The sequence below is a fragment of the Telluria sp. GW821-FHT07G12 genome, from assembly GCF_059418525.1.
This window is the reverse complement of sequence record NZ_JBWKQA010000001.1, coordinates 366,387-392,237: the sequence shown is the minus strand read 5'-3', so window position 1 is coordinate 392,237 and position 25,851 is coordinate 366,387. Positions and strand designations below refer to the sequence as shown.

Annotated in this window: 24 protein-coding genes; 11 read left to right on the top strand and 13 right to left on the bottom strand. The window is 67.0% G+C overall.

From position 1 onward, the window contains the following. Positions 1 to 68: 68 nt before the first annotated feature. The 3 genes from AC07PE_RS01935 (at position 69) to AC07PE_RS01925 (ending at position 3,627) form a co-directional block, all read left to right on the top strand. Positions 69 to 479 carry a hypothetical protein gene (locus AC07PE_RS01935; protein ID WP_498761076.1) on the top strand — a complete coding sequence of 137 codons (411 nt, stop codon included), beginning with the start codon at positions 69 to 71 and terminating at the stop codon, positions 477 to 479. A gap of 256 nt (positions 480 to 735) precedes the next feature. Next, positions 736 to 2,175 carry an SGNH/GDSL hydrolase family protein gene (locus AC07PE_RS01930; protein ID WP_498761074.1) on the top strand — a complete coding sequence of 480 codons (1,440 nt, stop codon included), beginning with the start codon at positions 736 to 738 and terminating at the stop codon, positions 2,173 to 2,175. A gap of 93 nt (positions 2,176 to 2,268) precedes the next feature. Then, entirely contained in the window at positions 2,269 to 3,627 is a 1,359-nt protein-coding gene (locus AC07PE_RS01925) for an SGNH/GDSL hydrolase family protein (protein WP_498761072.1), read from the top strand. On the opposite strand, the gene waaF is transcribed toward AC07PE_RS01925, so the two are convergent. The 6 genes from waaF to AC07PE_RS01895 form a co-directional block, all read right to left on the bottom strand. Beyond that, positions 3,620 to 4,768 (bottom strand): lipopolysaccharide heptosyltransferase II, encoded by a 1,149-nt coding sequence (gene waaF, locus AC07PE_RS01920; protein WP_498761070.1) that lies wholly within the window; start codon positions 4,766 to 4,768, stop codon positions 3,620 to 3,622. The genes AC07PE_RS01925 and waaF overlap by 8 nt on opposite strands. After that, positions 4,765 to 5,328 (bottom strand): D-glycero-alpha-D-manno-heptose-1,7-bisphosphate 7-phosphatase, encoded by a 564-nt coding sequence (locus AC07PE_RS01915; RefSeq protein WP_498761068.1) that lies wholly within the window; start codon positions 5,326 to 5,328, stop codon positions 4,765 to 4,767. The genes waaF and AC07PE_RS01915 overlap by 4 nt, the downstream gene beginning before the upstream one ends. Continuing rightward, complete coding sequence (locus AC07PE_RS01910; protein ID WP_498761066.1) at positions 5,325 to 6,077, bottom strand: SDR family oxidoreductase; 753 nt, start codon at positions 6,075 to 6,077, stop codon at positions 5,325 to 5,327. Before AC07PE_RS01910 ends, AC07PE_RS01915 begins: the two co-directional genes overlap by 4 nt. A gap of 8 nt (positions 6,078 to 6,085) precedes the next feature. Continuing rightward, entirely contained in the window at positions 6,086 to 7,363 is a 1,278-nt protein-coding gene (locus AC07PE_RS01905) for a glycosyltransferase (protein WP_498762934.1), read from the bottom strand. Between the two features lie 32 nt (positions 7,364 to 7,395). After that, positions 7,396 to 8,373 carry a glycosyltransferase family 4 protein gene (locus AC07PE_RS01900; RefSeq protein WP_498761064.1) on the bottom strand — a complete coding sequence of 326 codons (978 nt, stop codon included), beginning with the start codon at positions 8,371 to 8,373 and terminating at the stop codon, positions 7,396 to 7,398. Between the two features lie 161 nt (positions 8,374 to 8,534). Further along, complete coding sequence (locus tag AC07PE_RS01895) at positions 8,535 to 9,530, bottom strand: hypothetical protein (protein ID WP_498761062.1); 996 nt, start codon at positions 9,528 to 9,530, stop codon at positions 8,535 to 8,537. A 323-nt stretch (positions 9,531 to 9,853) separates the two neighbouring features. Between AC07PE_RS01895 and AC07PE_RS01890 the strand changes: the two genes are divergently transcribed. The 6 genes from AC07PE_RS01890 (at position 9,854) to AC07PE_RS01865 (ending at position 15,154) form a co-directional block, all read left to right on the top strand. Beyond that, a complete protein-coding gene (locus AC07PE_RS01890; RefSeq protein ID WP_230026080.1) occupies positions 9,854 to 10,096 on the top strand; it encodes a KGG domain-containing protein in 243 nt (80 codons plus the stop codon). Positions 10,097 to 10,245: 149 nt separating this feature from the next. Beyond that, positions 10,246 to 10,647, top strand: a complete 402-nt coding sequence (locus tag AC07PE_RS01885; protein ID WP_498761060.1) for a hypothetical protein — start codon at positions 10,246 to 10,248, stop codon at positions 10,645 to 10,647. Positions 10,648 to 10,657: 10 nt separating this feature from the next. Then, positions 10,658 to 11,782, top strand: coding sequence for a M14 family metallopeptidase (locus tag AC07PE_RS01880; protein WP_498761058.1), 1,125 nt, complete (start codon positions 10,658 to 10,660; stop codon positions 11,780 to 11,782). Positions 11,783 to 11,798: 16 nt separating this feature from the next. Next, on the top strand, positions 11,799 to 12,275 hold the full coding sequence (locus tag AC07PE_RS01875; RefSeq protein ID WP_498761056.1) for a CYTH domain-containing protein: 477 nt from the start codon (positions 11,799 to 11,801) through the stop codon (positions 12,273 to 12,275). Then, entirely contained in the window at positions 12,272 to 13,417 is a 1,146-nt protein-coding gene (locus AC07PE_RS01870; protein ID WP_498761054.1) for a serine hydrolase domain-containing protein, read from the top strand. Before AC07PE_RS01875 ends, AC07PE_RS01870 begins: the two co-directional genes overlap by 4 nt. A gap of 39 nt (positions 13,418 to 13,456) precedes the next feature. Next, positions 13,457 to 15,154 (top strand): FAD-dependent oxidoreductase, encoded by a 1,698-nt coding sequence (locus AC07PE_RS01865; protein ID WP_498761052.1) that lies wholly within the window; start codon positions 13,457 to 13,459, stop codon positions 15,152 to 15,154. 83 nt (positions 15,155 to 15,237) lie between these two features. Here the strand turns inward: AC07PE_RS01865 and AC07PE_RS01860 are convergent, their stop codons facing one another. The 3 genes from AC07PE_RS01860 to AC07PE_RS01850 form a co-directional block, all read right to left on the bottom strand. Continuing rightward, positions 15,238 to 15,660 carry a MarR family winged helix-turn-helix transcriptional regulator gene (locus AC07PE_RS01860; RefSeq protein ID WP_498761050.1) on the bottom strand — a complete coding sequence of 141 codons (423 nt, stop codon included), beginning with the start codon at positions 15,658 to 15,660 and terminating at the stop codon, positions 15,238 to 15,240. Beyond that, positions 15,657 to 16,544 (bottom strand): alpha/beta hydrolase family protein, encoded by an 888-nt coding sequence (locus AC07PE_RS01855; protein WP_498761048.1) that lies wholly within the window; start codon positions 16,542 to 16,544, stop codon positions 15,657 to 15,659. Before AC07PE_RS01855 ends, AC07PE_RS01860 begins: the two co-directional genes overlap by 4 nt. 110 nt (positions 16,545 to 16,654) lie before the next feature. Next, positions 16,655 to 17,902, bottom strand: a complete 1,248-nt coding sequence (locus AC07PE_RS01850; protein WP_498761046.1) for a DUF2863 family protein — start codon at positions 17,900 to 17,902, stop codon at positions 16,655 to 16,657. Positions 17,903 to 18,077: 175 nt separating this feature from the next. Between AC07PE_RS01850 and AC07PE_RS01845 the strand changes: the two genes are divergently transcribed. Both AC07PE_RS01845 and AC07PE_RS01840 read left to right on the top strand, forming a co-directional pair. Continuing rightward, entirely contained in the window at positions 18,078 to 20,375 is a 2,298-nt protein-coding gene (locus tag AC07PE_RS01845; RefSeq protein WP_498761044.1) for a TonB-dependent receptor, read from the top strand. Positions 20,376 to 20,449: 74 nt separating this feature from the next. Continuing rightward, positions 20,450 to 21,127, top strand: a complete 678-nt coding sequence (locus tag AC07PE_RS01840) for a Fe2+-dependent dioxygenase (RefSeq protein ID WP_498761042.1) — start codon at positions 20,450 to 20,452, stop codon at positions 21,125 to 21,127. A 12-nt stretch (positions 21,128 to 21,139) separates the two neighbouring features. On the opposite strand, the gene AC07PE_RS01835 is transcribed toward AC07PE_RS01840, so the two are convergent. The 4 genes from AC07PE_RS01835 to AC07PE_RS01820 all read right to left on the bottom strand — a co-directional run bounded on the left by AC07PE_RS01835 (position 21,140) and on the right by AC07PE_RS01820 (position 25,787). Continuing rightward, positions 21,140 to 21,334 carry a hypothetical protein gene (locus AC07PE_RS01835; protein ID WP_498761040.1) on the bottom strand — a complete coding sequence of 65 codons (195 nt, stop codon included), beginning with the start codon at positions 21,332 to 21,334 and terminating at the stop codon, positions 21,140 to 21,142. 150 nt (positions 21,335 to 21,484) lie between these two features. Next, on the bottom strand, positions 21,485 to 24,193 hold the full coding sequence (gene acnA, locus AC07PE_RS01830; protein WP_498761038.1) for an aconitate hydratase AcnA: 2,709 nt from the start codon (positions 24,191 to 24,193) through the stop codon (positions 21,485 to 21,487). 71 nt (positions 24,194 to 24,264) lie between these two features. Continuing rightward, positions 24,265 to 24,786 (bottom strand): hypothetical protein, encoded by a 522-nt coding sequence (locus AC07PE_RS01825; protein WP_498761036.1) that lies wholly within the window; start codon positions 24,784 to 24,786, stop codon positions 24,265 to 24,267. Next, the gene (locus AC07PE_RS01820; protein WP_498761034.1) at positions 24,786 to 25,787 is read right to left on the bottom strand and encodes an HpcH/HpaI aldolase/citrate lyase family protein; all 1,002 of its coding nucleotides are present in this window, start codon (positions 25,785 to 25,787) and stop codon (positions 24,786 to 24,788) included. The genes AC07PE_RS01825 and AC07PE_RS01820 overlap by 1 nt, the downstream gene beginning before the upstream one ends. Positions 25,788 to 25,851 lie beyond the last annotated feature (64 nt).

Below are 25,851 nucleotides of genomic sequence, written 5' to 3'. Positions count from 1 at the left end.
TTAGAGTTCTATACTCGTATCGAATACTAAACCTTTGCAAGGCAATAATCAACGCTTGGAGACACACCATGATCGCGATCCTGTTCCTGAAGCTCGCCGCTGTCCCGTTTGCCGCCGGCCTGGCGGCGACCGGCCTCGGCTTCCTGTTCCTGTGGCCGAAGTCGGGACGCGAGGCGGCCGTGCGCTTTGCCTGCACCTTGCTGGCCTGTACGGTGGCCGGGCCGATCCTGGCGATCGCCGCCTACTGCTGGTGGCCGGCCCTGTTCGCCTCCAGCGGGCAGTTCGCGGTCCTGGCCGGCGGGCCGGCCGAAATGGGCGTGCTGATGGTGGCCGCACCCTTCCTGGTGCTGGCGGGCTTGCCGGCCTGGTGGATCCTCGGCGCCGTGCTGCTGTGGTTCGAGCGGCGCCGCAGCAAGGATATCGCCGAGATCGCGCAAGATGCCGCCGAGGCCGTGCGCCAGGTGCGCGAGACGCTGTGAAGTCATGCGCGCGGGTTTGAGCTAGATCGACCGCGAAGCGCTGGCCCAGTTGCTGCGCCAGAAAGCCGATGTCTTGCGTCACGCCAATCAACATTCCGCTCCGCATCACATTCGAGCGGACTCATCGATCTAGCGCAAGGGTTCTCGCCGAGCCCGTCTTGTTGTGCCTACCCGCGGTGGATAGATTGAACGGTGCTGTCGAGCTCGTCCATAACGGACCGCCGACGATTCCGATTAACATACCGAGGAGAACAACATGACGCGCAAACCCTTGTCCATATCCGAACTGGTCCATCAGGCGCAGGCCGCACTGTCGCCCGGCATGCAGGCCTGGCGCCGCCGGCGCCGGAGCCTGCTGGCCGCGGGCCTGCTGGCGGTGGCCGGCATCGGGCTGCCCTCGCTGCCCGCCATTGCCCAATCCGCCTGGAATACCGAGCAGTGGGTCGGCACCTGGGGCACGGCGCCGGCAGGCCCGCCGCTGCCTGCCCAGCTGCAGACCTTCAACGACCAGACCCTGCGCCTGATCGTGCACACCAGTATCGGAGGGAAGTCGGTCCGGATCCGGATAGCGAACACCTTCGGCACCACCCCGCTACGCGTAGGCTCCGCACACATCGCACTGCGCCAGAGCGGCGCCAACATCGTTGCCGGCAGCGACCGCACCTTGACCTTCAGCGGCAACGCGTCGATCACGATCCCGCCCGGCGCGCCGGTGCTGTCCGACCCGGTCGACCTCGACGTGCCGGCGCTGTCCGACCTGGCGATCTCCCTGCACCTGCCGGGCAGCGTGCAGGCCAACACCATCCACGGCTCGGCCTTCCAGACCAACTACGTCTCGCTGCCCGGGAACTTTACCGGCGCCGCCACTTTCCCGACCGATCGCACGATCACTTCCTGGCCGTACCTGACCGAGGTCGACGTCAACGCGCCGGGCGCCGCAGCCATCGTGGCGCTGGGCGATTCGATCACGGACGGCGCCGTTACCACGGTCGACGCCAACCACCGCTGGCCCGACCTGCTGGCGCTGCGCCTGCAGACCGCGCGCGACGTCTTCGGTGCGGCGCCGGCCGGAAAACGGGGCGCGAACCTCGGCCCTGACACCGCCGGCCTGATCGCCTGGGGCACGAACCTGGGCGTGGTGAACCGCGGCATCGGCGGCAACCGCCTGCTGCGCGATCCGGGCGAGCAGCCTCTGTTCGGCCGCTCCGCGCTGGAACGCTTCGACCGCGACGTGATCGCCACCGCCGGCGTCCGCTACATGGTGGTCCTGATCGGCATCAACGACATCGGCCACCCGGGTACCGGCACCATCCCGGCCTCGGAAGAGCCGACTCCGGCCGACCTGATCGCCGGCTACCGCCAGCTGATCGCTCGCGCCCACGCCAAGGGCATCGCAGTGTATGGCGCGACGCTGACGCCCTTCGAAGGCACGATCTTCCCCGGCTATTACTCGCCCGAGAAAGAGCAGATCCGCCAGGCCGTCAACAACTGGATCCGTTCCGGCGACGAGTTCGACGGCGTGATCGACTTCGACCGCGCGGTACGCGATCCCAGCCACCCGACCCGCATGCTGCCGGCCTACGACAGCGGCGACCACCTGCATCCGAACGACCTCGGCATGCAGGCAATGGCCAATGCGATCCCGCTGCAGCTGTTCCGCAGCCTGGGCTCGCCGGCGGCTGCCACCACGCGCTAACGGTGCCGGCGGAGGAGGCGGCCCGCTCGGATTGCGGCGGAAGGCGAGGGCGGTTATGCTCGGCAGTTCTCCGAATGAACAGCCGAGCCTGACGTGAACAGACCGCCGCCATCCGCCGCTTCCCCCGATGCCGCGTCGCCGCCTCGCGCGCGCCGGCGCAGCATCGGTCTCGTTCCCCGTCTGCTGCTGGGGCTGCTGGCCATCTATGCCCTGGTCCTGCTGCCGCCATGGCCGCGCCTGATGGCGCCGGCCGACGACGGCTGGACCGGCACCTGGGGCGCGGGCCTGGCCGGCCCGGCGCTGCCCGCCGAGACAGTGGTCCTGCGCGGGCAGACGCTGCGCCTGATCGTCCACACCAGCATCGCCGGATCCCGTGCGCGCATCCGCCTGTCCAACGAATTCGGCGCGGCCCCGCTGCGCATCGCCGCCGCACATCTCGCGCTGCGGCAGGACGGCGCCGGCATCCTTGCTGCAAGCGACCGCGTACTGCTTTTCGACGGCAAGCGCGAACTCAGCATCCCGGCCGGCAAAAGCGTGGAATCGGATCCGGTCGCGCTGGCGGTGCCGGCGCTGGCCGACCTGGCGGTCAGCCTGTATTTGCCGGACAGCGTGCAGGCGAACACCGTGCAGGCGGCCGCCTACCAGATGAGCTATGTGTCCGCGCCCGGCAATTTTGCCGGCGCAGCCACGCTGCCGGTCGAACGCAAGATTCCGTCCTGGCCGCTGCTGGCCGAGGTGGACGTCGACACCGGCGGCGCCAAGGATGCCGCGGCGCTGGTCGTGTTCGGCGACTCGATCGCCAGCGGCGCCGTCACGACCATGGACGCCAACCGCCGCTGGCCGGACCTGCTGGCCCGGCGCATGTTCACAACCGGTGCGGCGCGGATCGGCATCGTCAACCGCGGCATCGGCGGCAACCGCCTGCTGCGCGACCCGGCCGTGCAGCCCGTCTTCGGCATCGCCGCGCTGGACCGCTTCGGGCGCGACGTGCTGGATACCGCCGGGGTGCGCGCCGTCATCGTGGCGATCGGCATCAACGACATCGGCCACCCCGGCATGGCTGGCACCCCGGCCGCCGAACTGCCGTCCGCCGACGAGATGGTCGAGGGCTACCGCGCGCTGATCGCGAAGGCGCACAAGCGCGGTATCGCCGTCCTCGGCGTGACCATGACGCCGCTGGAAGGCACGGTCTACCCGGGCTATGCGACGCCGCAGAAGGAGCGCATCCGCCACGTCGTCAACGGCTGGATCCGCCTCTCGGGCAAGTTCGACGGCGTGATCGACGCCGACCTTGCCGTGCAGGACCCGGACCACCCCACGCGTCTGCTGCCGGCCTACGACAGCGGCGACCACCTGCATCCGAACGACCGCGGCATGCAGGCGATTGCCGATGCGGTGCCGCTCGCGATGGTGCGCGAGGCTGCGCGCGGCTACCGCAAACCGGCTAGCTAGCGTCGAGGCCGGCATCGGCTTCCTCCATTGGCCGTGCTGCCAGGCGCGGCGCCAGCAGCTCCAGTACCGCATCGGCGACGCGTGCCGGCGTCACCCCGGCCAGGCACGCGTGGTGCCCGGCCGGGCAGGCGCTCTTGAAGCAGAAGCGGCAGGACACGTCCTGGAACAGCACCCGGCAGCGTACCTGCCAGGGCGTGTGCTGGGGATTCGTCAGCGCATACAGGTCGACCACCGGCGTACCCACCGCGGCCGCCACATGGGCCGGTCCGCTGTTGTTGGTCAGGGCGACGGCCGCCAGGCGCAGCGCGGCCCCCAGTTCGCCCAGGCTCAGCTGGCCGACCAGCGCATGCACCGCCATGCCAACGCCGGCGCCGCAGCCGGCGCGGATCTCGGTGATCGTGCCGGCATCCGATGCGCCGCCCACGATCAGCACCGGCAGGCCGGTACGCCGCACCAGCAGCTCGAGCGCGCGCGCCCAGTGGCCGGCCGGATAGCGGCGCGAGGCCGCGCTGGCGCCCGGATGCAGCAGCAGCCAGGGACGGTCGGCATCGATGCCCAGCCGCAGCAGGCGTGCACGCATGGCGGCCAGATCGGCGGTGCGCAGCGCGAAGGACAGCGGCTGTTTCGCTCCGGCCGGCTGCGCCGCGCCGGCGCGCCGCACCAGGGCCAGCTGGCGCTGCACCTCGTGGCGCACCAGCAGCTGCGGCTCCGGCTCTTCGACCCAGTCGGTGAGCAGGTGGTAGGGATTCTCGCGGCAGTGGGCCAGCCGCAGCGGGATCCCGGCCAGCCAGCACAGGGTCGCCGCCGGCAGGGCGCTTTGCGTGTAGGTCGTGAACACGACCGCCGCATCGAAGCGGCGCGCCGCCAGGCTGGCCGCCAGCGCGAACAGATCGTCGGGCCGCGACGGCAGCTCCGTTTTCATCCAGGGCGCGGCGTGCACGATCGCGTCGTCGAGTTCGGGAATGAAGGGCGCGGCCGCGGCGCCCGACGGCGAAGTCAGCAGGGTCAGGCTGCGGCCGGGGACGGCGTCGCGCAGGGCCCGCATCGCCGGGGTGCACATCAGGACGTCGCCGAGGGCGTCCAGGCGCACGCACAGGATGCGGCGCGCGTCTTCCCATGCCGGCCCGACGCGCGCCGTCATGCGGCATCCCCATGGCTGGCGATCAGCACCGCCGCGGCATACAGATCGGGCGCCATGCGGGTCGGGATGCGGCGCGGGCCCAGCCGCCATTCGGTTTCGTTGCCGTTATCGATCAGCACGGTGCGGCAGCCGGCGCGGTTGCCCGCTTCGACATCGTGCAGGATGTCGCCGACCATCCAGGACGAACGCAGGTCGATACCGTGGTCGCGCGCCGCCTGCAGCAGCATGCCGGGCATCGGCTTGCGGCAGTGGCAATCGCAGGCATAGTCGCTCACGCTGCCTTCCGGATGGTGGGGACAATAATAAAAGCCTTCCAGCGTGAGCTGCTCGCGGAACAGCAGGTCCTGCAGGCGGTCGTGGACGATCTCCATGGCGCCTTCGGCAAAGCGGCCGAAGGCGATGCCGGCCTGGTTGCTGACGACGAACAGCCGGTAGTCGAGCCGCGACAGCAGGCGCAGGGCCGGTCCCGCGCCGCTGCACAGGGTGATGCGCTGAGGCTCGACGTTGTACGGCAGGTCGTCGACCAGCGTGCCGTCCTTGTCCAGGAAAACGGCTTTCATGGCCAGGACGTCTCCCGCACCGGCAGCACGGTCAGCTCGGGCACCACGCTTGCGCGCGGCAACAGCAAAGCGCCGAGGATGGCCTGGGCGACGTCGGCCGGGTCCTGCAGCACGCCGGGATCGAGCTCGGGGAAGCGGTCCAGGAGGAAGGGTGTGCGCATGCCGCCGGCCACCACGGCGGTGACCCGGATGCCGTGCGGGCGCAGCTCGGCGTGCAGGGCGTGCGACAGCCCGAGTAGGCCCCATTTGCTGGCGTGGTAGGCGCTGGCGTTGGGCCAGGCGCGCTTGGCGGCGGTCGAGGCGATGTTGACGATGTCGCCCGAGCCCTGGCGGCGCATGTGCAGCGCCGCGCGCTTGGACAGAAGGAAGGGACCGTTCAGGTTGGTGCCGATCACGCGCAGCCAATCCTCCTCACTCAGTTCGTCGATCGGCAGGGTGACGTCGGTGCCGGCGTTGTTGACCAGGATGTCGAGGCGCCCCATGCGGTCGAGGGTGCGCTCGATGGCCTCGTGCGCCTGCGCCGGGTCGCTGACGTCGAGCTCGACGCCTTCGGCGCGCACGCCGTGGGCGCGCAGGCGCGGCAGCAGGTCGTGCAGGGCGGCGGGACGGATGTCGGCCGCCACGATGTCGGCGCCGGCGGCGGCCAGCGCATCGGCCAGGGCGGCGCCGAGCCCGCTGGCGGCGCCGGTGATGAAGGCGGTTTTGCCCTGCAGGGCGCCTGAAGAAGTGGTGAAGGACGGCTCGGCCATGCTGGCTCCTAGGGTTGGGTGAGGTCGATGGTGGCGCGCGCCTGCGTTTCGGCCAGCACGGCGGCGTACACCGCCGCGACCTGCTGGGCGACGCTGCGCCAGGTGTAGTGGCGGTAGGCCCGCCGCAGGCCGGCGTCGCCCATGCTGCGGGCGAGCAGGGGATTGCGCTGCAGCGTGGCGAGGCGCTCGGCCAGCGCCTGCGGGTCGCGCGAGGGCACCAGGAAGCCGGTGCTGCCGTCGACCACCGTGCTCTTGATGCCGCCGACTTCGGCGCCGACCACCGGCCGCGCGCAGGCCATCGCCTCAACCGGGGTGATGCCGAAAGGCTCGTACCAGGGCGTGGTCACGAACACGTCGGCGGCGCTGTACCAGCTGCGCAGCTCGGCGCGCGGCTTCTGGCCGACGAAGTGCACATGCTCGAGGACGCCGAGCTGCGCCGCCAGCGTGCGCAGGCGCGCGATCTCGGGGCCGTCGCGTCCGCCCGCGTGCATGTCGCCGCCCACCACCAGCAGCTGGGCGTCGATGCCCTGCTCGCTGCGCAGCAGGGCGGTGGCCTGGATCACGGTGTCGACGCCCTTGCGCGGCACCATCCGGCCCAGCTGCAGCACGGTGAAGCGCCCGCCGCCGGGACCAAACTCGAGGCCGAGCTGGCTGCGCGCCTCGTGCTGGTTCTGGGGCCACAGCTCGGCGGGATCGAAGCCGCAGGGCGCCACCGCGATGCGCGACGGGCTGGCGCCGTACAGCTGCTCCATGTCGAGCCGGTCCTGGGCGCATTCGGCGATGATGCGGTCGGCCTGCTGCATCAGCAGGGTCTCGATGCGCATGCGCGAGGGCGGAAAGGCGTCGTCCGCGCCCTGGGCGAGGCGGCGCACCTGGCCGAGCGCGTGGAAGGTGATCACGAAGGGGATCCCGAGCATCTGTTTGAGGTGCTGGGCCACCATGCCGGACATGAAGAAGTTGGCGTGCACGATGTCGTACATGGCCGGCTGATGGCGCGCAAAGCGGGTCGCGAAGCGCGCGAAGGCCTGCACGTGGGGGAGCAGCTGTTCCTTGGGCACGTGGTGGGCAGGGCCGGCCGGCACGTTGATCACGCGGATGTTGTCGCGCCAGTGCACCAGCTGCTTCTGGCCGATGGCGTCGCGGCGCGTGAACACGTCCACCAGGTGGCCGTCCATCGCCAGTTCGCGCGCCAGGTGGGCGACGTAGACGTTCTGGCCGCCGCAGTCGATGCTGCCGGGGGAGGCCAGCGGCGAGGCGTGGTCGCTGATCAGGGCGATGCGCTTCATGCGTGGAGCGTCGTCGAGTCTCATGTGGCGTCCTAGCTGGTGACGTGGCGCAGGGCGGCGTCCCAGTCGGCGCTGAAACGGGCGATGGAAAAGCGCTCGAGTGCGGTGCGGCGCGCGCCCTCGCCGAGGCGGCGCGCGAGATCCGGCTCGGTCAGCAGTGCGCGCATGCAGGGCGCCAGCTCGCGCGCGTCGGTGACCGCATAGCCCGACCTGCCGTGTTCGATGACGGTGGCCATTTCGGTAGTGGCGAGGGCCACGACCGGCATGCCGGCCATCATGGCTTCCAGCGTGGACAGGCTCAGGCTGGAATAGCGGACCGGGCTGAACAGGAAGCGGTAGCGCGCGGCGAAGGCCGGCAGCGCCGGGTGGTCGATCTCGCCCAGTCCGCCGATCTCGGCGGCGCCCATGCCGAGCAGGTCCAGCGGCAGCTCGGTGCGCAGTGCGGCGAACAGGTCGGCTCCCATGCGCCGGCCGCGCCGCGCCAGGTGGTTGGTGATCGTCAGGCCGCGCTCCAGCTCGCCGCTATAGTGCACCGCGGGCGGGATCGCGACGCCGTGCTCGATGACGCGCGTGGGCGTGCGGCCGCTGTCCCACATCAGCGCATTGAAAGGCGTGACGTGCACCAGCAGCACGCAGGGATCGTCGACCAGGTGGCGGGTGTCGGTCGGCCAGGCCTGGCGTGGCGCCGCACCGCCGGTCACGGCGATGCCCGGCGGATCGTGCTCGAGGTAGATACGGGGCAGGGCGCGCTGGGCCGGCGTGAGGAACTCGAACTGGTCTTTTTCCCAGTGGTGGTCTTCCTGGAACAGGATGCAGTCGAATTCGCGTTCGCGCGCCTGCTCGACCGGCAGGTCGTGGACGTTGGCGCCGAAGGGAAAGGGACCGCAGCGCCCGCCGTAGCCGGGCGGGCGGCCGGGCTTTGTCAGCACGTGGAAATCGTGCGGAACATGGGACAGGTAATACAGGTAGCTGCCGTGCGTATGCCAGGTCAGAATGTTCAGGCGGCGCATGGCCTCCCCCCGTATGAATGATGTGACGGGTTCGACTGGGGCGGGAACGGCAGGGTTCCCTTGCAGCGGGAATGCCTGAATCTGCGTCAAGCGTGCTGCCGACAGCCTGAAAAAGAAAACGCGCCGGGGTCGGCGCGTTTCGCTTGGGAGCCTGGCTTACTTCAAGGCTTGCGCTTGAAGCCGGTGTCGTCGTCCATGTTGCTGTCGCCGGCCAGTTTGTTGGCGTAGCCCGGGCTGCGCGGGTAGCCGCCGGCGGCGTCGTTGGAATCGTGCGACGGCGGTCCGCTGTCGGCCGCGCCGGCGCCGGTCTGCGAACCCGCACGGTCGGTGCTGGCGGCCGCGTTGCGCGCGCCGCTGTTGCCCGGCGAGCGAGGCAGGCCGCCCGCCACGTCGTTCGACTGGTGCACACCGCCGACACTGGCTGCCTGGTTGGCCATCGAACCCGAGCCGGACACGCCGAGCTGGGTGTTGCCCTGCTGGGCTTCCTGGCCATTGCCGTGCGACCCACTGAGCGGACCACGCATGCCGCCGCCATTACGGGTCGAGTTATCGGACACGTACAGGCTGCTGCCCTGCTGGCGGTTGCCGGTCGCGGAACCGGCGTTGAGGCTGGTTGGCGCGCTCTGCGGCCCGTGCATGCCGCCGCCGCTCGTATTGCCGCTTTGCATCCCAGACTGCATGTTGCCGCTGCCGTGGTTCGGGCCCAGCGAGCCCCCCTGCAAGTCGGGCTGGTTCGGGTCTTGCGAGCCCATCTGGCCGCGCACGGCGTCGCGGTGCATATCGCGTTGCTGGTTCAGATTCACACCCGTGTCTTTCGGACGATGTCCGACGGGCTCTTCCAGAATGCCGTAGGCGCCGGACTTCGGTTCCATCTGGCGCTGGTGGCTGTCGGTGATGCCCTGCACGGCGCCCGAGCCGCCGCTCATCTGGTTCTGCATGGAGCCGCCCGGGGTCTGCGACTGGTTGTCGGGCTGCGCGCTCATGGTGTCGACGCCCTGGTTGCCCCGGTTGCCCTGCTGCTGCGCGCCGGGGCCGTTGGGATAGGTGTGGTCGAGCGGACCTTCGTCCGCGGTCTTGCCCTTTGAGCCGGGCGTCCATTTTTCGTTGGCGACGTTATTCGTCTGGTTGTTGACTTCGCTGCGTTGGTTCGCGTCCACGGTCGTCTCCTTTCACTGGAACGATGCATTCTTATAAAGATAATGCGCGCCATGAGGCAAGTTCAGTATAGGAAGAGACAGCGGGTGATTGTAGGACTACTACTGACGACTCGATTCTCAACAATTTACTACCGGAAGTAACTTTCGGCTGTGCATTTTCTGTCTCACATTGTCCTACAAAGTCATCTGAAAACGTCCTATAGCCTCATCCATCTCGCATGCCTAAGATGATTCCGACCGGCGCTCATCGGTGTCTGCCGAGAGCGTCGGAATCGGCCTGCCGCAGGACGCGGCGGTTTTTAGAGCAAAGAGGAGAGAGCACCATGGCTTCAAATAACCAGGGCAACAAACAGAGTGGCGGTACGAAGAACCGCGGTTTTGCGTCGATGGATCCTGAACGTCAGCGCGAGATCGCCAGTCAGGGCGGCAAGGCTGCTCACCAGAAGGGCACGGCGCACGAGTTCACCTCGGAAGAGGCTCGCCGCGCAGGCAGCATGAGCCATGGCAACCGCCAGTCGGCATCGGGCGGATCGTCGCGCGGCGGCTCGCGCGGCAACAAACAGTAAGCAGCTTCGGCAGGGCGGTGGCGGCGCCGTCCCTCCCGGGCACAAGATCGGGGAGCCCACGCTCCCCGTTTTGCTTTTCTTTCACACAATTCAGGTATGGGATAAGGTAGAATCGCTGCGCCTTTTTGTCCAATCTCATAGGAGTTGTCGTGAAATCTGCGGTCATCCGTCAAGTCAAGAGCATGGCTATGTCGTGCGACCGGGTCGGTAATCTGTTGCTGGCGAAGTTCTCCGCGCAGGGCGCGAATGACACCTGTTTCGTCATCCCGGCCTCGATCGTTTTCTTCCTGCTGAAGAACCTCCCGCCCAACCAGGATCCTACCCTGCAGCCGCCGCCTCCCGGTCCGCAGATCACCCAATGGGACTGGGATAATCCGAACGTGCCGCGCGCAGCCACGGTCAACTGCAAGGTCCTGCCTGGCAAGATCAGCATGACCTTCAACCTGGACATCAAGCCGGACATGACCCTGGTCTTGGACCGCAGCAACGTCGAACTGATGCGCCAGATCCTGATCGCATACAGCAGGGACCTGATCGACCTCGACGAATAAAGGAGCCGCCATGCCCATCAAGATCAGCCAGCACTTCGACTCCGGCGCCATCGAGGTCGTCAAGGCAGAGAATCCGCAACAGATCGACCTGAACCTGCGCAAGGATTCGCATGCCGACATCCATCAGTGGTTCCACTTCCGCCTGCAGGGTGCGCGCGGCCAGGCCTGCACGATCCGCTTCCTGAACGCCGGCCAGGCGACCTATCCGAAGGGTTTCGAGGGTTACCAGGCGGTCGCCAGCTACGACACCGAGAACTGGTTCCGCGTTCCCACCAGCTTCGACGGCCAGGTGATGACCATCGATCACACGCCGGAACTGGACAGCATCTATTACGCCTACTTCGAGCCCTACACCTGGGAGCGCCACCTGCGCTTGCTGGGAGAAGTGGCCGAGAACCCGGTCGCGCGCGTGCACGACATCGGCACCACGGTGGATGGCCGCGACATGAACCTGGTGGTGGTCGGCAACCCGCAGGCCGAGAAGAAGGTCTGGGTCATCGCACGCCAGCACCCGGGCGAGACCATGGCGGAATGGTTCGTCGAGGGCATGATGGATGCGCTGCTCGACAATTCGAACCCGGTCTCGCGCAAGCTGCTGCAGCGCGCCGTGTTCTACATCGTGCCGAACATGAACCCGGACGGCTCGGTACGCGGCAACCTGCGCACCAACGCGGCCGGCGCCAACCTGAACCGCGAGTGGATGACCCCGTCGCCGGAACGCAGCCCGGAAGTCCTGTGCGTGAAGCGCAAGATCGAGGAAACCGGCGTCGACATGTTCTTCGACATCCACGGCGACGAAGCGCTGCCCTACAACTTCGTGGCCGGCAGCGAGATGCTGACCGACTTCACGCCGGAACGCCTGGCTGCCCAGAACGCCTTCATCGAGCGCTACATGGCGTCCAGCCCGGACTTCCAGAACGTGTATGGCTACGCGGCCTCGAAGTACAACGACGAGCTGCTGACCCTGGCATCGAAGTACATCGGCCACACCTACAAGTGCCTGTCGCTGACCCTCGAGATGCCGTTCAAGGACAACGCCAACCTGCCGGACAGCTATGTCGGCTGGAACGGCGCTCGCAGCGCGGCTCTGGGCGCGGCGATGCTGCAGCCTATCCTGCTGTCGCTGGACGACTGAGGCAAAAGGAGGAATCGTGGGCATCGAAATCGAGCGCAAGTTCCTCCTCAAGGGCGACGGCTGGCGCGGGCTCGGCCAGCCGACCCTGATGCGCCAGGGCTACCTGGCGGCCGACCCCGTACGCACCGTGCGCGTGCGCATCGAGGGCGAGCGGGCCGTCATCACGATCAAGAGCAAGAGCATCGGCGCATCGCGCGGCGAATGGGAGTACGAGATTCCCGTGCCGGACGCCGCCGAGCTGCTCGACCGCCTGTGCGAGCAGCCGCTGGTCGAGAAAGTGCGCCACCGCATCGAACATGCCGGGCACACCTGGGAGGTCGATGAATTCAAGGGCGAAAACGCCGGCCTGATCGTCGCCGAGATCGAGCTGGGCAGCGAAGACGAGGCCTTCGAGAAGCCTGACTGGATCGGTCAGGAAGTGACGGGCGATAAGCGCTACTACAATTCCAGCCTGATCCGGCAACCGTACTCCAAGTGGAAAGACCAGGCATGACCAGCATTACGCGTCGTACGCTTTTTTCGCTGTCCCTGGCCCTGCTGGCCGCTCCCGCCTTCTCCGCTCCCCCCACTTATTTCCCGCCTGCCGGCAACTGGGCCCACAAATCGCCGGCATCGCTGGGCATGGACCCGGCCAAGCTGGCCGAGGCCGTCGCCTACGCCAGCTCGCACGAGACCGAGCGCGCAAAAGACTTTTCGGACCAGCAGCAGACCTTTGGCCAGCCCCTTGGTTCGCTGCCGACCAGGCGCGCCGCCACCAATGGCGTGGTGATCTACAAGGGCTATGTGGTGGCCGAGTTCGGCGACACCAGCTTTGTCGACCCGACGTATTCGGTGGCAAAGAGCATGCTCTCGACCGTCACCGGCGTCGCCCTGCGCGACGGCAGGATCGCCGATCTGAACCAGCCCGTCGGCCAGACCGTACAGGATGGCGGCTATGCATCGCCGCACAATGCACTGGTGACCTGGAAGCATCACTTGCAGCAGGAATCCGAGTGGGAAGGCAGCATGTGGGGCAAGAATGCCGACTTCATCGGCCATGAAGCCTTCGGCGCCGGCGAGCGCAAGCCGCGCCAATTCGGCGCTCCCGGCAGCTACTACGAATACAACGACGTCCGCATCAACCGCCTGGCGCTGTCCCTTCTGCGCGTGTTCGACAAGCCGGTGCCGGAGGTGTTCCAGCAGGAAGTGATGGACCCGATCGGCGCCTCGAATACCTGGAAATGGGTGCCTTACCACAACAGCTACGTCGACCTGCACGGCAAGCCGGCGCCATCCGTGAGCGGCGGCACGCGCTGGGGCGGCGGCATGTGGATCAACTCCTGGGACATGGCGCGCTTCGGCTACCTGTGGCTGCGCGGCGGTGCGTGGAACGGGAAGCCGATCCTGCCGCAGGACTACGTGAAAGCGGCGCTGACGCCCAGCGAGCATGGTCCAGACTACGGCTACCTGTGGTGGCTGAACACGAAGGGCAAGAACCTGCCGGGCCTGCCGGCCACGGCCTACGCGGCGCTGGGCGCGGGCAGCAACGACATCGTCGTCTCGCCCGAGCATGAGCTGGTGGTCGTGTGGCGCTGGCATGCGGGTAACACGGCCGAGTTCACGAAACGTGTAATCGCCGCCATCAGGCAAAAGTAAGGTAGATTGGCGGCACCATCTTCATTGCGAGCCGCCGCCATGCCAGACCAGTTCCCGACCTTCGGTGCCGATGCCCTTGGGGCCGATCCCGAATCCCGCGCCGTCGTCGACCTCGCCACGCGCGGCCACCAGATCTTTCCCACCTTGAGCAGCGAGGACATCCGGCGCGTTCGCCGCTTCGGCCAGCCGCGCCAGTGGCGGGACGGCGAGTGCGTGTTCCATGCCTGCGTCGACTCGCCCGGCATGCTCGTGATCCTGAAAGGGCGCCTGGTCTGCAGCCGCGGCAATGCGCTCGGCGAGCGGGTCGAGGTGGTCGACTACGGGCCGGGCCAGTTCAGCGGCGAGGTCGCCCAGCTGTCCGGCCGGCCGCCCCTGGTCGACGGCATGGCGGTGGGCGAGCTGGAGGCGCTGGTGCTGGACGCCGAATCCATCCGCGCATTGCTGATGGCCGAAGCCGAGCTGGGCGAGCGCGTGATGCGCGCCTTCATTCTGCGCCGCGTACGGCTGATCAGCGACCATCCCGGCGGCCCGATCCTGATCGGCCCGCCCGCGCACGCCGGCCTGTTCGAACTCGAGAACTTCCTGTCCCGGAACGCCTACCCCTACACGCGCCGCGATCCGGCGCACGACCCCGAGGCGGCGCAGCTGGTGCGCCAGCACTGGCATTCGGAAGCCGACTGGCCGCTGGTGGCGCTGCCCGATGGCTTCGTGATGCGCAACCCCAGCCTGCTCGAACTGGGGCGCTGCCTGGGCACCTTTCCGCGCATCGACCGCGAGAAGGTCTACGACGTGCTGGTGGTGGGCGCCGGCCCGTCCGGCCTGGCGACCGCCGTGTACGCGGCCTCCGAGGGTTTATCGGTGATGGTGCTGGACCAGCGCGCCTACGGCGGCCAGGCCGGCGCCAGCGCACGCATCGAGAATTTCCTCGGCTTCCCGACCGGCATCTCGGGCCGCGCGCTGGCCGGCCGTTCCTACGTGCAGGCGCTCAAGTTCGGCGCCGAAGTCGCGATCCCGGCCCCGGCCACGCGCCTGCTGTGCCACGAGCGGCCGCTGAAGGTGGAGCTCGACGACGGCACCTGCCTGCGCGCCAATACCGTGGTGCTGGCGGCCGGCGCGCGCTACCGCCGGCCGGAACTGCCCGACCTTGAACGCTATGAAGGGCGCGGCGTGTATTACTGGGCCTCGCCGGTGGAGGCGGGGCTGTGCCGCGGCCAGGAGGTGGTGCTGGTCGGCGGCGGCAACTCGGCCGGGCAGGCGGCCGTGTTCCTGTCGGCGCATGCGAAGACCGTGCACCTGATGGTGCGCCGTGCCGGGCTGGAAGAGACGATGTCGAGCTACCTGATCGAGCGCATTGCCGCCGCGTCGAACATCCAGCTGCACACCCGGCTCGAGCTGGCTGCGCTGGAAGGCGACGAAGGCGGCTTGAGCATGGTGCGCTGCCGCGGCATCGGCGATGGCCGGGAGGTGGCCTTCGAGACCCGGCACATGTTCCTGTTCGTCGGGGCGGACCCGAACAGCGACTGGCTGCGCGAGTGCGGGGTTGGGCTGGACGACAGGGGCTTCGTGATGACCGGGGCAGATGCCGGGCGCGACCTGCATGGGCGTGGGTTGGAGACCAGCGTCGATGGGGTGTTTGCGGTGGGGGATTTGCGCTCGGGGTCGACCAAGCGGGTGGCGGCTGCGGCGGGGGAGGGGGCGGCTGTGGTGGCGCAGATTCATGGGTATCTGGCTAGTTAGCTCGTCGTTCCCGCGCAGGCGGGAATCCATGCGTCGCGTGATCAGTGCCTCAGTATGGGTTCCCGCTTTTGCGGGAACGACGCCTATTCGTCTTCTAAGGCTGCCACCTGCTCCAGCCACCGCGCCACGGTCGCCAGCTCGGCATCCGAAAATCCCTTCGTGATGCGCTGGTTCAGCTCCGCCAGCGCGGTCTTCGCCTTGTCCGCAGCCTGCTCCCCCGCAGCCGTCATGCGCACCCGCGTCAGGCGCGCATCATGCTCATCGGCCACGCGCTCGATCAAGCCCGCCGCCTGCATGCGCTTCGACAGATTGGTCACCGCAGCCGGCGCCACGCTCAGTTCAAGCGCAATCTCGCCGATAGTGGCGCTGCCGCGCCCCGCCAGGATGAACAGCACGCCCGCTTGGGCCGAGCTGACGCCTTCCCATGCGTCCGGACGGGTCTCGACCCAGCGCTGCAGGATGCGCTGGGCGCGGTTCAGCAGGAAGACGAAACGCGGCTGCTTCATGCGCGCGCGTCCGTCTTGATGGGCGCGTCGCATTGCGCCAGCAGCCAGGCGCCGACCTGCGGCCACAGCACGGCGGCGCAGCGCTTGCGGAAGAAGCCTATGTGGCCGATCGCCGGCACGCCGGCCGCCGCCGGGGCAATCTCGCGGCGTTCGACGGCGGCGTTGACGAGGGGCGCCACCAGCATTCCGACCGCGTCCGCGTTGGCCCAGGGATCGTCCTCGAAACCCAGCACCAGCAGCGGCAGGCGCTGGCGGCGCATGCGCCGTTCGGCATACATCGCCGGGTCGTCGAAGAAGTAGCGGGGCAGGCTGGTCCAGCGGGCCCACTGGCGCATCACGGAGGCCGGCAGATCCTCGCCCAGGCCGATCCGGCGTCCGGGCATGTAGCCGAACAGGGCGCACATGACGGGCGCCAGCACCCGCATCACGAAGCGCACGCGCAGCCGCTCGCCGGCGCCGCGAATCAGGCGGCTGGTGCCGGCATGCGAGGCGACCAGCACCGCCGCGCGCAGGCGTTCGGTGTCCTCGGACAGCGCGATCGCATGGCCGCCCACGCTGTGGCCGACCGCGAGCAGCGGCAGGCCGGCAAAGCGCTCGGCCGCCCAGCGCGTGACGGCGCCGACGTCTTCGCTCATCCAGTCCGCCATCGTGACCGTGCAGGCATGCAGGCTGGGTCCGCGCGACGCGCCGGTTCCGCGGTAATCGTAGGTCAGCACGTGCAGGCCGAGACCGGCCAGCCAGCGGGCGAAATGTTCGTAGTAGCCCTGGGTGACCGCGGTGGCCGGGTGCAGCAGCACGGCGGCGCGCGCGTTCGCGGCAGGGTAGAGCCGGGCGGCGATGGCGTTGCCGTCCGCGGTCGTGATGAAGAGCGTTTCGTTGTCCATGATGCCGCCGAATTCGTTAACGTGTTAACGACTTTAGCAGCCGGAGCCCCCGGGATCAAGAAAAAAAAGCCCGGACAGTGCCGGGCTTCATTGTTCGGGACAGGGAGCGATCAGTGGAAGTGCTCGTTCCCCGCCGGCGTATCTTCCGGCATCTCGGCATGCACCAGCTCTCCGCTCGGGTCGGCGAACAGCGGCGCGCCGCAGTCGTCGCAGTACTCGGCAACGTAACGCTCGGCGATGCGCTTGACGTGGGCGATGCCCATCTCGTTGAGGTGCTTGACGATGTCGTCCATCGGCGCCAGCGGACGGCCGCCGTGCACCGGGCCTTCCATCGGCGTGCCTTCCTCGTCTTCCTGGCCGTACAGCGGCCAGACGATGCCGTACACCACGTCCGAAGACTGGCGCAGGGTGAAGCCGACGCGGTATTCGTCGACCTGGCTGTCGTTGATCTCGTCGCCGAAGCCGGCAATCACCGCGCGCAGGTCGCCCGGCTCGACGCCCAGCGTGTAGGTGAGGTAGTGGACGGCGGCGCGCACCGACACCGGGCGGATCAGCTTGTCGGCCTCGCGGCAGGCCACGTAATAGGCTTCCGGCAGCAGCAGCTCGGTGCCGCAGCCCGGCAGCAGGCGGGCCACGTTGGGGCCTGCCTGGGCGCGCCATTGCTCCAGCGCGGCGTCGCGCACGGCTTCGAAATTGACGTGGTGTTGCGGTTCCTGCCAGCGGAACAGCGGGGCGCCCACCGGGGCGATGACGGCCACCAGCAGGTAGCGGGTATCGGCCAGGAACTGCGAGGCGTCCGGTCCGGGCGCGGCCGGCTTCACGCTCGAGCCCTTGTGCGCGGCCTGGGCCAGCTTGTGGGTCAGGCCGTAGGTTTCGGCGTGGGTGCGCGGCAGCTGGTCCAGCGAGTACAGGGTCGGCGCCATCGCCATGCGGGCGCCGTCGGCCAGCAGGTGGGCCGAGAAGTGCGCCGACAGCGTGGTGACGATGTCGTTCGGGATCGTGCCGGACGCGATCGAGAAGCGGGTCCAGGCCAGCACGGGCGCGGCCACCAGCAGGGCCTGCCAGGTGACTTCGGCGCCGTCCGCCTGCTCGGTCATGGTCGAGGATTCGCTGACCGCTTCGACGCCGTCCATCAGCACGTCGTAGACCGCGAGGTCGCCCTTGAACAGGACGTTCAGGGCGGCGTCGATGCTGTCCTGGTGGTTGGTCTTGAGCAGCTTCTGCAGCTGCGAGTCGAGATTGCGCTCCCAGGTCCGTTCTTCAACGCGGCTGGCGGCCTGCACGATGGCTTGGCTGATGCTGACTAGACGCTGGCTTTCTGCCGATAGTTTGGGTGAGTCTTTGGAGGAGCGACGCATAGTAGGTGTTTGAATGTGGAACGATGACTCAGAGGGCCATGATAAACCCTTATCCACAGTATTGTAGTTGATTCGGCCACATGCCTGTAACACACAGGCAAGTACGGCGCTTGCCAAAAAGCTCAACAGGAATCATAATGCGAATCGTTCTCATTATCCTTCCGCATTGTCCTTCATGACCAAGAATAACAAGCAAGCATCCTTCATCAAGAGCCGCAAGCACGCCCGCGTCCTTCCCGCTCCTGCAATGGCCCTGCTGGCCACGCTCGGCATGCCGGCTGCCCACGCCGCCCCGGACAACGTGATCGACCAGAACATCCCGGCCGTGCAGGTGTCGGGTACCGCCGCGAAGGGCGGTCCGGTCTCGGCCAACGACAAGTTCACCGCGCCGCTGCTGGACACGCCGAAATCCGTGACGGTGGTGACCGCCGACACGATCGCCCAGACCGGCGCCGTCTCGCTGACGGACGCACTGCGCACCGTGCCCGGCATTACCATCGGCGCGGCCGAGGGCGGCAACCCGGTCGGCGACAACCTCTTCATCCGCGGCTACAACGCCCAGACCGACACCTATATCGACGGCATCCGCGACGCCGGCTCGCAGTCGCGCGAGATCTTCAACCTCGAGCAGGTCGAAGTGGTGAAGGGCCCGAACTCGGCCTACGGCGGCCGTTCCTCGGCCGGCGGCGGCGTCAACCTGGTGACGAAGACGGCCCAGGGCTACGACTTCAACAACGCTTCGGTCGGCATCGGCAGCGACAAATACCGCCGCATCACCGGCGACGTTAACCGCTATATCGGCAGCAACAGCGCCTTCCGCCTGAACGTGATGGCGCACGAGAACGACGTCCCCGGCCGCAACGTGGTCGGCGGTAATCGCTGGGGTGTGGCGCCCACCGTCACCTTCGGCCTGAAGGGCCCGGACCGCGCCATCGTCAGCCTGTATCACCTGACTTCGCACGAGATCCCGGATACCGGCATCCCTTTCAACAACCCGGTCACGACCGGCGCCAACGTGGCGAAGAATGGCAACGGCACCCCGTTCGCGGTCGACCGTGAGACCTTCTACGGCCTGGCCAACCGCGACTTCCGCGATACCAAGAGCGACGTCGGCACGATCGACCTGCGCCACGAATTCAGCAGCACACTGGCCCTGCGCAACGTGACCCGCTACGGCAAGTCGACCAATGACTACGTCTGGACCCAGCCCGACGATTCGAAGGGCAATACCGTCATCTACGGCACCGTCTGGCGCCGCGCCAACACCCGTGCCACCGAGACCCGCACCTTCGCCAACGTGACGAGCCTGAGCGGCGAACTGACGACCGCCGGCCTGAAGCACAGCTTCAACACCGGCGTCGAATTCGACCGCGAGACCACCGACCGCAGCAGCTACATCTTCACGCCGGGCACCAACAACCCGCTGACCAACACCTTCACCTGCCCGACGTCCGGCGCGGCCACGCTGTACAACTGCACCACCCTGGTCAACCCGAACCCCTACGATCCGTGGGTCTACACCCGCACGCTGTCGGGCGCGCTGACCCACGTGAGCACCAAGACCAAGGCGGCCTACGCCTTCGACACCATCGAGATCAACCCGCAATGGCTGCTGAACCTGGGCGTGCGCTGGGACGACTTCCAGAGCACCCTGGATACGCTGCCGACCGCCACCACGGTTGCCGCCCACGCCGTGGTCGACACCGATTTCGTCAGCACCCAGGCCGGCCTGGTCTTCAAGCCGAGCAAGAACGGCAGCATCTACCTGTCCTACGCCAGCTCGGCGACCCCGCCGGGCAACGACGGCGGCGACGGCCTCGATGCCCTGACCGCGGTGATCCAGAACCTGCAGCCCCAGCGCAGCCGCAACATCGAGCTGGGCACCAAGTGGGACCTGCTGCCGGGCGGCCGCCTGTCCGTGACCGGCGCGCTGTTCAAGAGCACCATGAACAATGCCCGCGTGACGGCGCCGGACGGCACCACCCAGAACGTCGGCCGCAAGGAGATCCAGGGCGTCGAGCTGGGCTTCTCCGGCAAGCTGACCAGCGCCTGGACCGTGTTCGGCGGCTATACCTGGCTGGACGCGGAAATCGCGGACAACGGCTTCGTCAACACCGGCACCACAGCAGCGCCGATCTGGACCGCGTCGCCCTTCAACGGCAACCGCTTCCCGACCACGCCGAAGAACAGCGCCTCGCTGTGGACCAGCTATGCCTTCACCAAGGACTTCACCGCCGGCTTCGGCATGAGCGCGATGTCCAAGGTCTACGCCAACGTCAACAACAACAAGTGGGTGCCGGGCTATGCACGCTTCGACGCGATGGCCAGCTATGCCCTGAACAAGGACATCAGCCTGCAGCTGAACCTGCAGAACCTGACGGACAAGCTGTACTTCGACAAGGTGTCCTCGCCGCACTATGCGGGCGTGGCGCCGGGCCGTTCGGCGACCCTGACTGCCAACGTCAAGTTCTGAGGCTTTTTGTAGGTATCATTGGCCCTTCCTGCAGCGTGCGGGAAGGGCTTTTTCATTTGCGGAGTAGTTAGATCATGATGCTGCATATCCCAGGCGTACTCACGCCGGAGCAGGTGAAGGCGATGCGCGAGCGTCTGGCCGCCACCGACTGGATCGACGGCCGCGCCAGCGTCGGCAGCCAGGGCGCCCAGGTCAAGCGCAACCGCCAGCTGGCGGAAGGCTCGCCGCTGGCGCTGGAGCTGGGCCAGATCGTCAGCGCGGCGCTGATGGCGCACCCCTTGTTCTTTGCCGGTGTGTTGCCGCTGCGGATCCTGCCGCCTTTCTTCAACAGCTATGCCGGCGGCGAGCATTACGGGCCGCACGTGGATGGCGCGATCCGGGCGCAGCGGGGCGGGCCGGCCTTGCGGACCGACGTGTCCTGCACCGTGTTTTTATCGGAGCCCGAAGAATACGAAGGCGGTGAGCTGAGCGTGATCGATTCCTACGGCACGCACGAGGTCAAGCTGCCGGCCGGCGATGCGATCGTGTATCCGTCGACCAGCATCCATGAGGTGCAGCCGGTGACGCTAGGGGAGCGCGTGGCGTCCTTCCTGTGGGTGCAGAGCATGGTGCGGGATGACTGGAAGCGTTCGATGCTGTACGAGCTGGATACGAACATCCAGGCGCTACGGGCGAAGCATGGGGACGGGCCGGAGCTGGTCGGGCTGACCGGGCATTACCACAATCTGCTGCGGCAATGGGCGGAGACCTGAACGCGGGTCCGGTCAGGAGGACTTGCCGGCGTTCAGGCCCAGATAGCGCCCCTCCGGATCGACGTGCGAAGGATCCACGTCCATCTCGCTGTCCGGCATGGCCGTCAGCTTGTTGAGCGTGATGAATTCCATCGTTGCGTAGCTGTGCGCCAGCGTTTCGTCATGTTCGACGGGCGCCTGCGCGAAGCGGTAGACTCGTACGGTCATCGATACCTCCAGTGGCGACGGGTTCGGGGCAGGGCGTACAGGCCAAGTGTACGGGAATTGCGCGCTTCGTGAGTCACAAAAGAAAAGGCCGGAGCCCTTGCGGGTTCCGGCCTTTTTTGCGCTTGCGGCTTCGAACCGGCCTGCGCTAACTTAAGCAGCCAGCAGCTGACGCAGCACGAACGGCAGAATACCACCGTGCTTGTAGTAGTCCACTTCGATCGGGGTATCGATGCGCAGCAGGACCGAGGTTTCCTTGACCGAGCCGTCGGCGCGGTGGATCACCAGGGTTGCCTGCATCTGCGGGCGGATCTCGCCTTCCAGGCCCTTCAGGTCGTAGGTCTCGTTGCCGGTGATGCCCAGGGTTTCGACGCTGTCGTCGCCCAGGAACTGCAGCGGCAGCACGCCCATGCCGACCAGGTTGGAACGGTGGATACGCTCGAACGAACGGGCGATCACGGCCTTCACGCCCAGCAGCTGGGTGCCCTTGGCGGCCCAGTCGCGCGAGGAGCCGGTGCCGTACTCTTCGCCGGCGAAGATCATCGTCGGGGTGCCTTCCGCGATGTACTTCATGCCCGCGTCGTAGATCGACATCTGTTCGCCGCTCGGCTGGTGGATGGTGATGCCGCCTTCGACTGCGGAACCGTCGGCCTTCGGCGGGATCATCTTGTTCTTGATGCGGACGTTGGCGAAGGTACCGCGCATCATGACTTCGTGGTTGCCGCGGCGCGAGCCGTAGGAGTTGAAGTCGGCCTTGAGCACGCCGTGCTCTTTCAGGTACTTGCCTGCCGGGCCATCTTCCTTGATCGAACCGGCCGGGGAGATGTGGTCGGTGGTGATCGAGTCGCCGAACACGCCCAGTGCGCGCGCGTTGGCGATGCCTGCGGAAGCGGCTTTCGGGGTCATCTCGAAGTCCGAGAAGAACGGCGGCTCGGCAATGTAGGTCGACTCCGGCCAGTTGTACACCTGGCCCTCGACCGCCGACACGGCTTCCCACAGCTGGCCAGGGTTGCCCTTGACGTCGGCATAGTTGGCTTTGAAGACCTCCGAGTTCATCGCGAACTTCATCAGGTCCTGGACTTCCTGCGAAGTCGGCCAGATGTCGCCCAGGTAGACGTCGACGCCGTCCGAACCCTTGCCGACCGGCTCGCTCATCAGGTCGCGCGTCACGTTGCCGGCGATCGCGTAGGCGACGACCAGCGGCGGCGAGGCCAGGAAGTTCGAACGGATGTTCGGGTGGATACGCGCTTCGAAGTTACGGTTGCCCGACAGGACCGCGGCGGCGATGATGTCGTTCGAGGTGATCGCGGCGTTCAGTTCCGGGGTCAGGTCGCCGGCGTTACCGATGCAGGTGGTGCAGCCGTAAGCGGTGACGCCGAAGCCCAGCTGGGTCAGGTAAGGCAGCAGACCGGCGGCTTCGAGGTACTCGGTGACCACGCGCGAGCCAGGGGCCAGCGAGGACTTGATGTGCGGAGCGACGGTCAGGCCCTTCTCGACGGCCTTCTTGGCCAGCAGGCCGGCGGCCAGCAGCACGCTCGGGTTCGAGGTGTTGGTGCACGAGGTGATGGCGGCGATCAGGATGTCGCCGTTCTTCACGCGCACGCCGTTGGTGGTCTCGTAGACCTTGTTCAGGTCGTCGGCTGCCTTGTTGAAGCCGTTCGCGGTGGTCGGCTTCGAGAACAGGTCGGTGAAGGTCGACTTCATCGCGCCCAGTTCGATACGGTCCTGCGGACGCTTCGGGCCGGCCAGCGACGGGGTCACGGTCGACAGGTCCAGCGAGACCACGCGGGTGTACTCGATGTCGCCATCTTTCGGGATGCCGAACAGGTTCTGGGCCTTGAAGTAGTTTTCGAAGGCAGCCAGCTCTTCTTCGGTACGGCCGGTGCCGCGGAAGTAGTCGACGGTCTTTTCGTCGACCGGGAAGAAGCCCATGGTCGCGCCGTATTCCGGGGCCATGTTGCCGATGGTCGCGCGGTCGGTGGTCGACAGCGAGGCGGTGCCTTCGCCGAAGAATTCCACGAACTTGCCGACGACCTTCTCTTTACGCAGCATTTCGGTGATGGTCAGCACCAGGTCGGTTGCGGTGCAGCCTTCGCGCAGCGAACCGGTCAGGTTGACGCCGATGACGTCCGGGGTCAGGAAGTAGACCGGCTGGCCCAGCATGCCTGCCTCGGCTTCGATACCGCCCACGCCCCAGCCGACGACGCCGACGCCGTTGATCATGGTGGTGTGCGAGTCGGTGCCGACCAGGGTGTCCGGGTAGTACATGGAACCGCTCTTCATCACGCCGCGCGCCAGGTACTCGAGGTTGACCTGGTGGACGATGCCGAAGCCCGGAGGCACGACGCCGAAGGTGTCGAAGGCCTGCATGCCCCACTTCATGAACTGGTAGCGCTCGTTATTGCGCTGGAACTCGAGCTTCATGTTCAGGTCGAGCGCGTTCGGGGTGCGGAAGTGGTCGATGGTGACCGAGTGGTCGACCACCAGGTCGACCGGGACCAGCGGCTCGATCTTCTTGGCGTTCACGCCCATCTTGTAGGCGACGTTGCGCATCGCGGCCAGGTCGGCCAGCAGCGGCACGCCGGTGAAGTCCTGCAGCACGACGCGCGCGACGACGAAGGGGATCTCTTCGGTGCGGGCGGCGGTCGGGCCCCAGTTCGCCAGCTGGCGGATGTGTTCTTCGGTGACCTTCTTGCCGTCGCAGTTGCGCAGCACGGACTCCAGAACGATACGGATCGACACCGGCAGGCGCGACAGGTTCACGCCCAGGGCTTCGCCCAGTGCCGGCAGCGAGTAGAACTGGCCGGTCTGGCCCGCGGTCAGCGGGAATTCCTTGAGCGTATTCAGCGTGTTGTGAGACATGAATTCTCCTTCAAAAGAGGATTTTGTTAACTACTTAAAACCAAACGGGCAACGTCGCCGGTGCGCCGGTATCAGCTTTTCTTTTCCGCAGGCCCTGCCGCCACCAGCGGCTTGGCCTGTTCGGCGTTCTTGCATTCGTTGGCCAGCTGGCGGTTCAGCTTCGAGTCGAGCAGGATGCCCTTCGACGGGATGCCGATCCAGATCAGGCCGAACTTGGTGTTCTCGAAACGCAGCGCGCCGGTGGTGGTTCCCACGCGCTCGAGGCGGTGCAGGCGGTTCTTCCAGCGCAGTGCGATGTGGCCACTATCCTTTTCGTTGGTATAGATGGTGACCTTGTTGTTCAATTCGCATGCGTATTCGGCGACGACGGTGTCGGTGATGTCCGGTTCCGGTTCGTCGTCCGCGACTGCCTGCTTCGCTTCTTCCTTCTTGTTCTTTTTCGACTTGGCAGCCTTGGCTTGCTCCTTCAGGACCTTGACGGCCTTCGGGTGCGATTCGTGGTCGGGAGAGGCGGCGGATGCGGGAGCGCAGAGGCCGGCGGCCGCGAGCGCGACTGCGCAGGCGGCGACGATTTGTTTCAGGGTGATGGCCATCAGATGGATTCCGGTTGGTTGACGAGTGCCGCCGCGGCATCTGGCAGCGCAAGGCCAGCCAGCTTCGCGCGCTGCAACACCGTCCAATAATATCGGTAGCTGGCGCGGTCATGCAAGCGGCCATGCTGGGCGATCGGCCCCCAATCTGCTGCCATTGCTTCGAGCAGGATATTGCTTGCTTCGTTCACTTCCGATACGCGCGGCATGAAGGCCTTGACTACCGGCTTGATCTGGTCCGGGTGGATGCTCCACATGCGCGTGAACCCGAATTCGCCGGCGGCACGGGTGGCGTCGTTGGCGACAACCGCACTGTCCTTGATATCGGTCGTCACATTATGGGAGGGGACTTTGTCATAAGCATGACATGCCGCAACCATCTCCAGCTTCGCCCGTACTACCAGCGGATGGGTAAATTGGCCCGGCGTCCGCATGGCGCTGGCCGGGATCGCGCCATAGTGGGCCGACACAAAATCCATGATGCCAAACGAGAGACATTCGACCTGGGGCAGGGCGGCGATCTCCCACACTTCGTGCAGCGCGCCGTGGGTCTCGATCAGCACGTGCAGCGGGATCGGCTTGCTGCCTGCCGGGCGTCCCGATTTTTCGGCGATGGCATTGACGATCTGTTGCGCGCGCAGCACATCGGCGACGCCGTTGGGCTTGGGCAATACCACGTAGGCCAGCTTCGATGCCGCATTGCCGACGATGATGCCGACATCGTGCGCGAAATGTTCGCTGCCGACGTCGTGCAGGCGCGCGCCGATGCGGTTGAAGCGGTTGTCCTCGCTGTTCAGCAGGCTTGCCACCAGCTGCGCATGTTCACGCTCCTGGCCGGCGGCGGCGCCGTCCTCGCAGTCGAAGGTGATGTCGAAGACCGGGCCAAGCTCTTGTTGCAGGGCCATCGATTTGCGCATCAGCTTCTCGCTGCCGGCGTAGTGGTCGCAGGCAGGGAGCAGCAGCGGCTGGCGTTGGCCCTGAAACAAAATCTCGGAGGGGTGCATTTTAGGTATCGGGATGTTACGCGTGGGCTCGGGGAGCCCACCCTACGAAATCACATGCTCGTAG

Excerpts from the sequence above, each read along its gene's own strand:
- AC07PE_RS01825 (WP_498761036.1), bottom strand. The coding sequence starts at position 24,786 with ATGGCCATCACCCTGAAACAAATCGTCGCCGCCTGCGCAGTCGCGCTC.
- AC07PE_RS01835 (WP_498761040.1), bottom strand. The coding sequence starts at position 21,334 with ATGACCGTACGAGTCTACCGCTTCGCGCAGGCGCCCGTCGAACATGAC.
- AC07PE_RS01820 (WP_498761034.1), bottom strand. The coding sequence starts at position 25,787 with ATGCACCCCTCCGAGATTTTGTTTCAGGGCCAACGCCAGCCGCTGCTG.
- AC07PE_RS01900 (WP_498761064.1), bottom strand. The coding sequence starts at position 8,373 with ATGCGCCGCCTGAACATTCTGACCTGGCATACGCACGGCAGCTACCTG.
- AC07PE_RS01840 (WP_498761042.1), top strand. The coding sequence starts at position 20,450 with ATGATGCTGCATATCCCAGGCGTACTCACGCCGGAGCAGGTGAAGGCG.
- waaF (WP_498761070.1), bottom strand. The coding sequence starts at position 4,768 with ATGACGGCGCGCGTCGGGCCGGCATGGGAAGACGCGCGCCGCATCCTG.
- AC07PE_RS01855 (WP_498761048.1), bottom strand. The coding sequence starts at position 16,544 with ATGGACAACGAAACGCTCTTCATCACGACCGCGGACGGCAACGCCATC.
- acnA (WP_498761038.1), bottom strand. The coding sequence starts at position 24,193 with ATGTCTCACAACACGCTGAATACGCTCAAGGAATTCCCGCTGACCGCG.
- AC07PE_RS01845 (WP_498761044.1), top strand. The coding sequence starts at position 18,078 with ATGACCAAGAATAACAAGCAAGCATCCTTCATCAAGAGCCGCAAGCAC.
- AC07PE_RS01930 (WP_498761074.1), top strand. The coding sequence starts at position 736 with ATGACGCGCAAACCCTTGTCCATATCCGAACTGGTCCATCAGGCGCAG.
- AC07PE_RS01865 (WP_498761052.1), top strand. The coding sequence starts at position 13,457 with ATGCCAGACCAGTTCCCGACCTTCGGTGCCGATGCCCTTGGGGCCGAT.
- AC07PE_RS01870 (WP_498761054.1), top strand. The coding sequence starts at position 12,272 with ATGACCAGCATTACGCGTCGTACGCTTTTTTCGCTGTCCCTGGCCCTG.
- AC07PE_RS01910 (WP_498761066.1), bottom strand. The coding sequence starts at position 6,077 with ATGGCCGAGCCGTCCTTCACCACTTCTTCAGGCGCCCTGCAGGGCAAA.
- AC07PE_RS01890 (WP_230026080.1), top strand. The coding sequence starts at position 9,854 with ATGGCTTCAAATAACCAGGGCAACAAACAGAGTGGCGGTACGAAGAAC.
- AC07PE_RS01905 (WP_498762934.1), bottom strand. The coding sequence starts at position 7,363 with ATGAAGCGCATCGCCCTGATCAGCGACCACGCCTCGCCGCTGGCCTCC.
- AC07PE_RS01860 (WP_498761050.1), bottom strand. The coding sequence starts at position 15,660 with ATGAAGCAGCCGCGTTTCGTCTTCCTGCTGAACCGCGCCCAGCGCATC.
- AC07PE_RS01915 (WP_498761068.1), bottom strand. The coding sequence starts at position 5,328 with ATGAAAGCCGTTTTCCTGGACAAGGACGGCACGCTGGTCGACGACCTG.
- AC07PE_RS01935 (WP_498761076.1), top strand. The coding sequence starts at position 69 with ATGATCGCGATCCTGTTCCTGAAGCTCGCCGCTGTCCCGTTTGCCGCC.
- AC07PE_RS01850 (WP_498761046.1), bottom strand. The coding sequence starts at position 17,902 with ATGCGTCGCTCCTCCAAAGACTCACCCAAACTATCGGCAGAAAGCCAG.
- AC07PE_RS01880 (WP_498761058.1), top strand. The coding sequence starts at position 10,658 with ATGCCCATCAAGATCAGCCAGCACTTCGACTCCGGCGCCATCGAGGTC.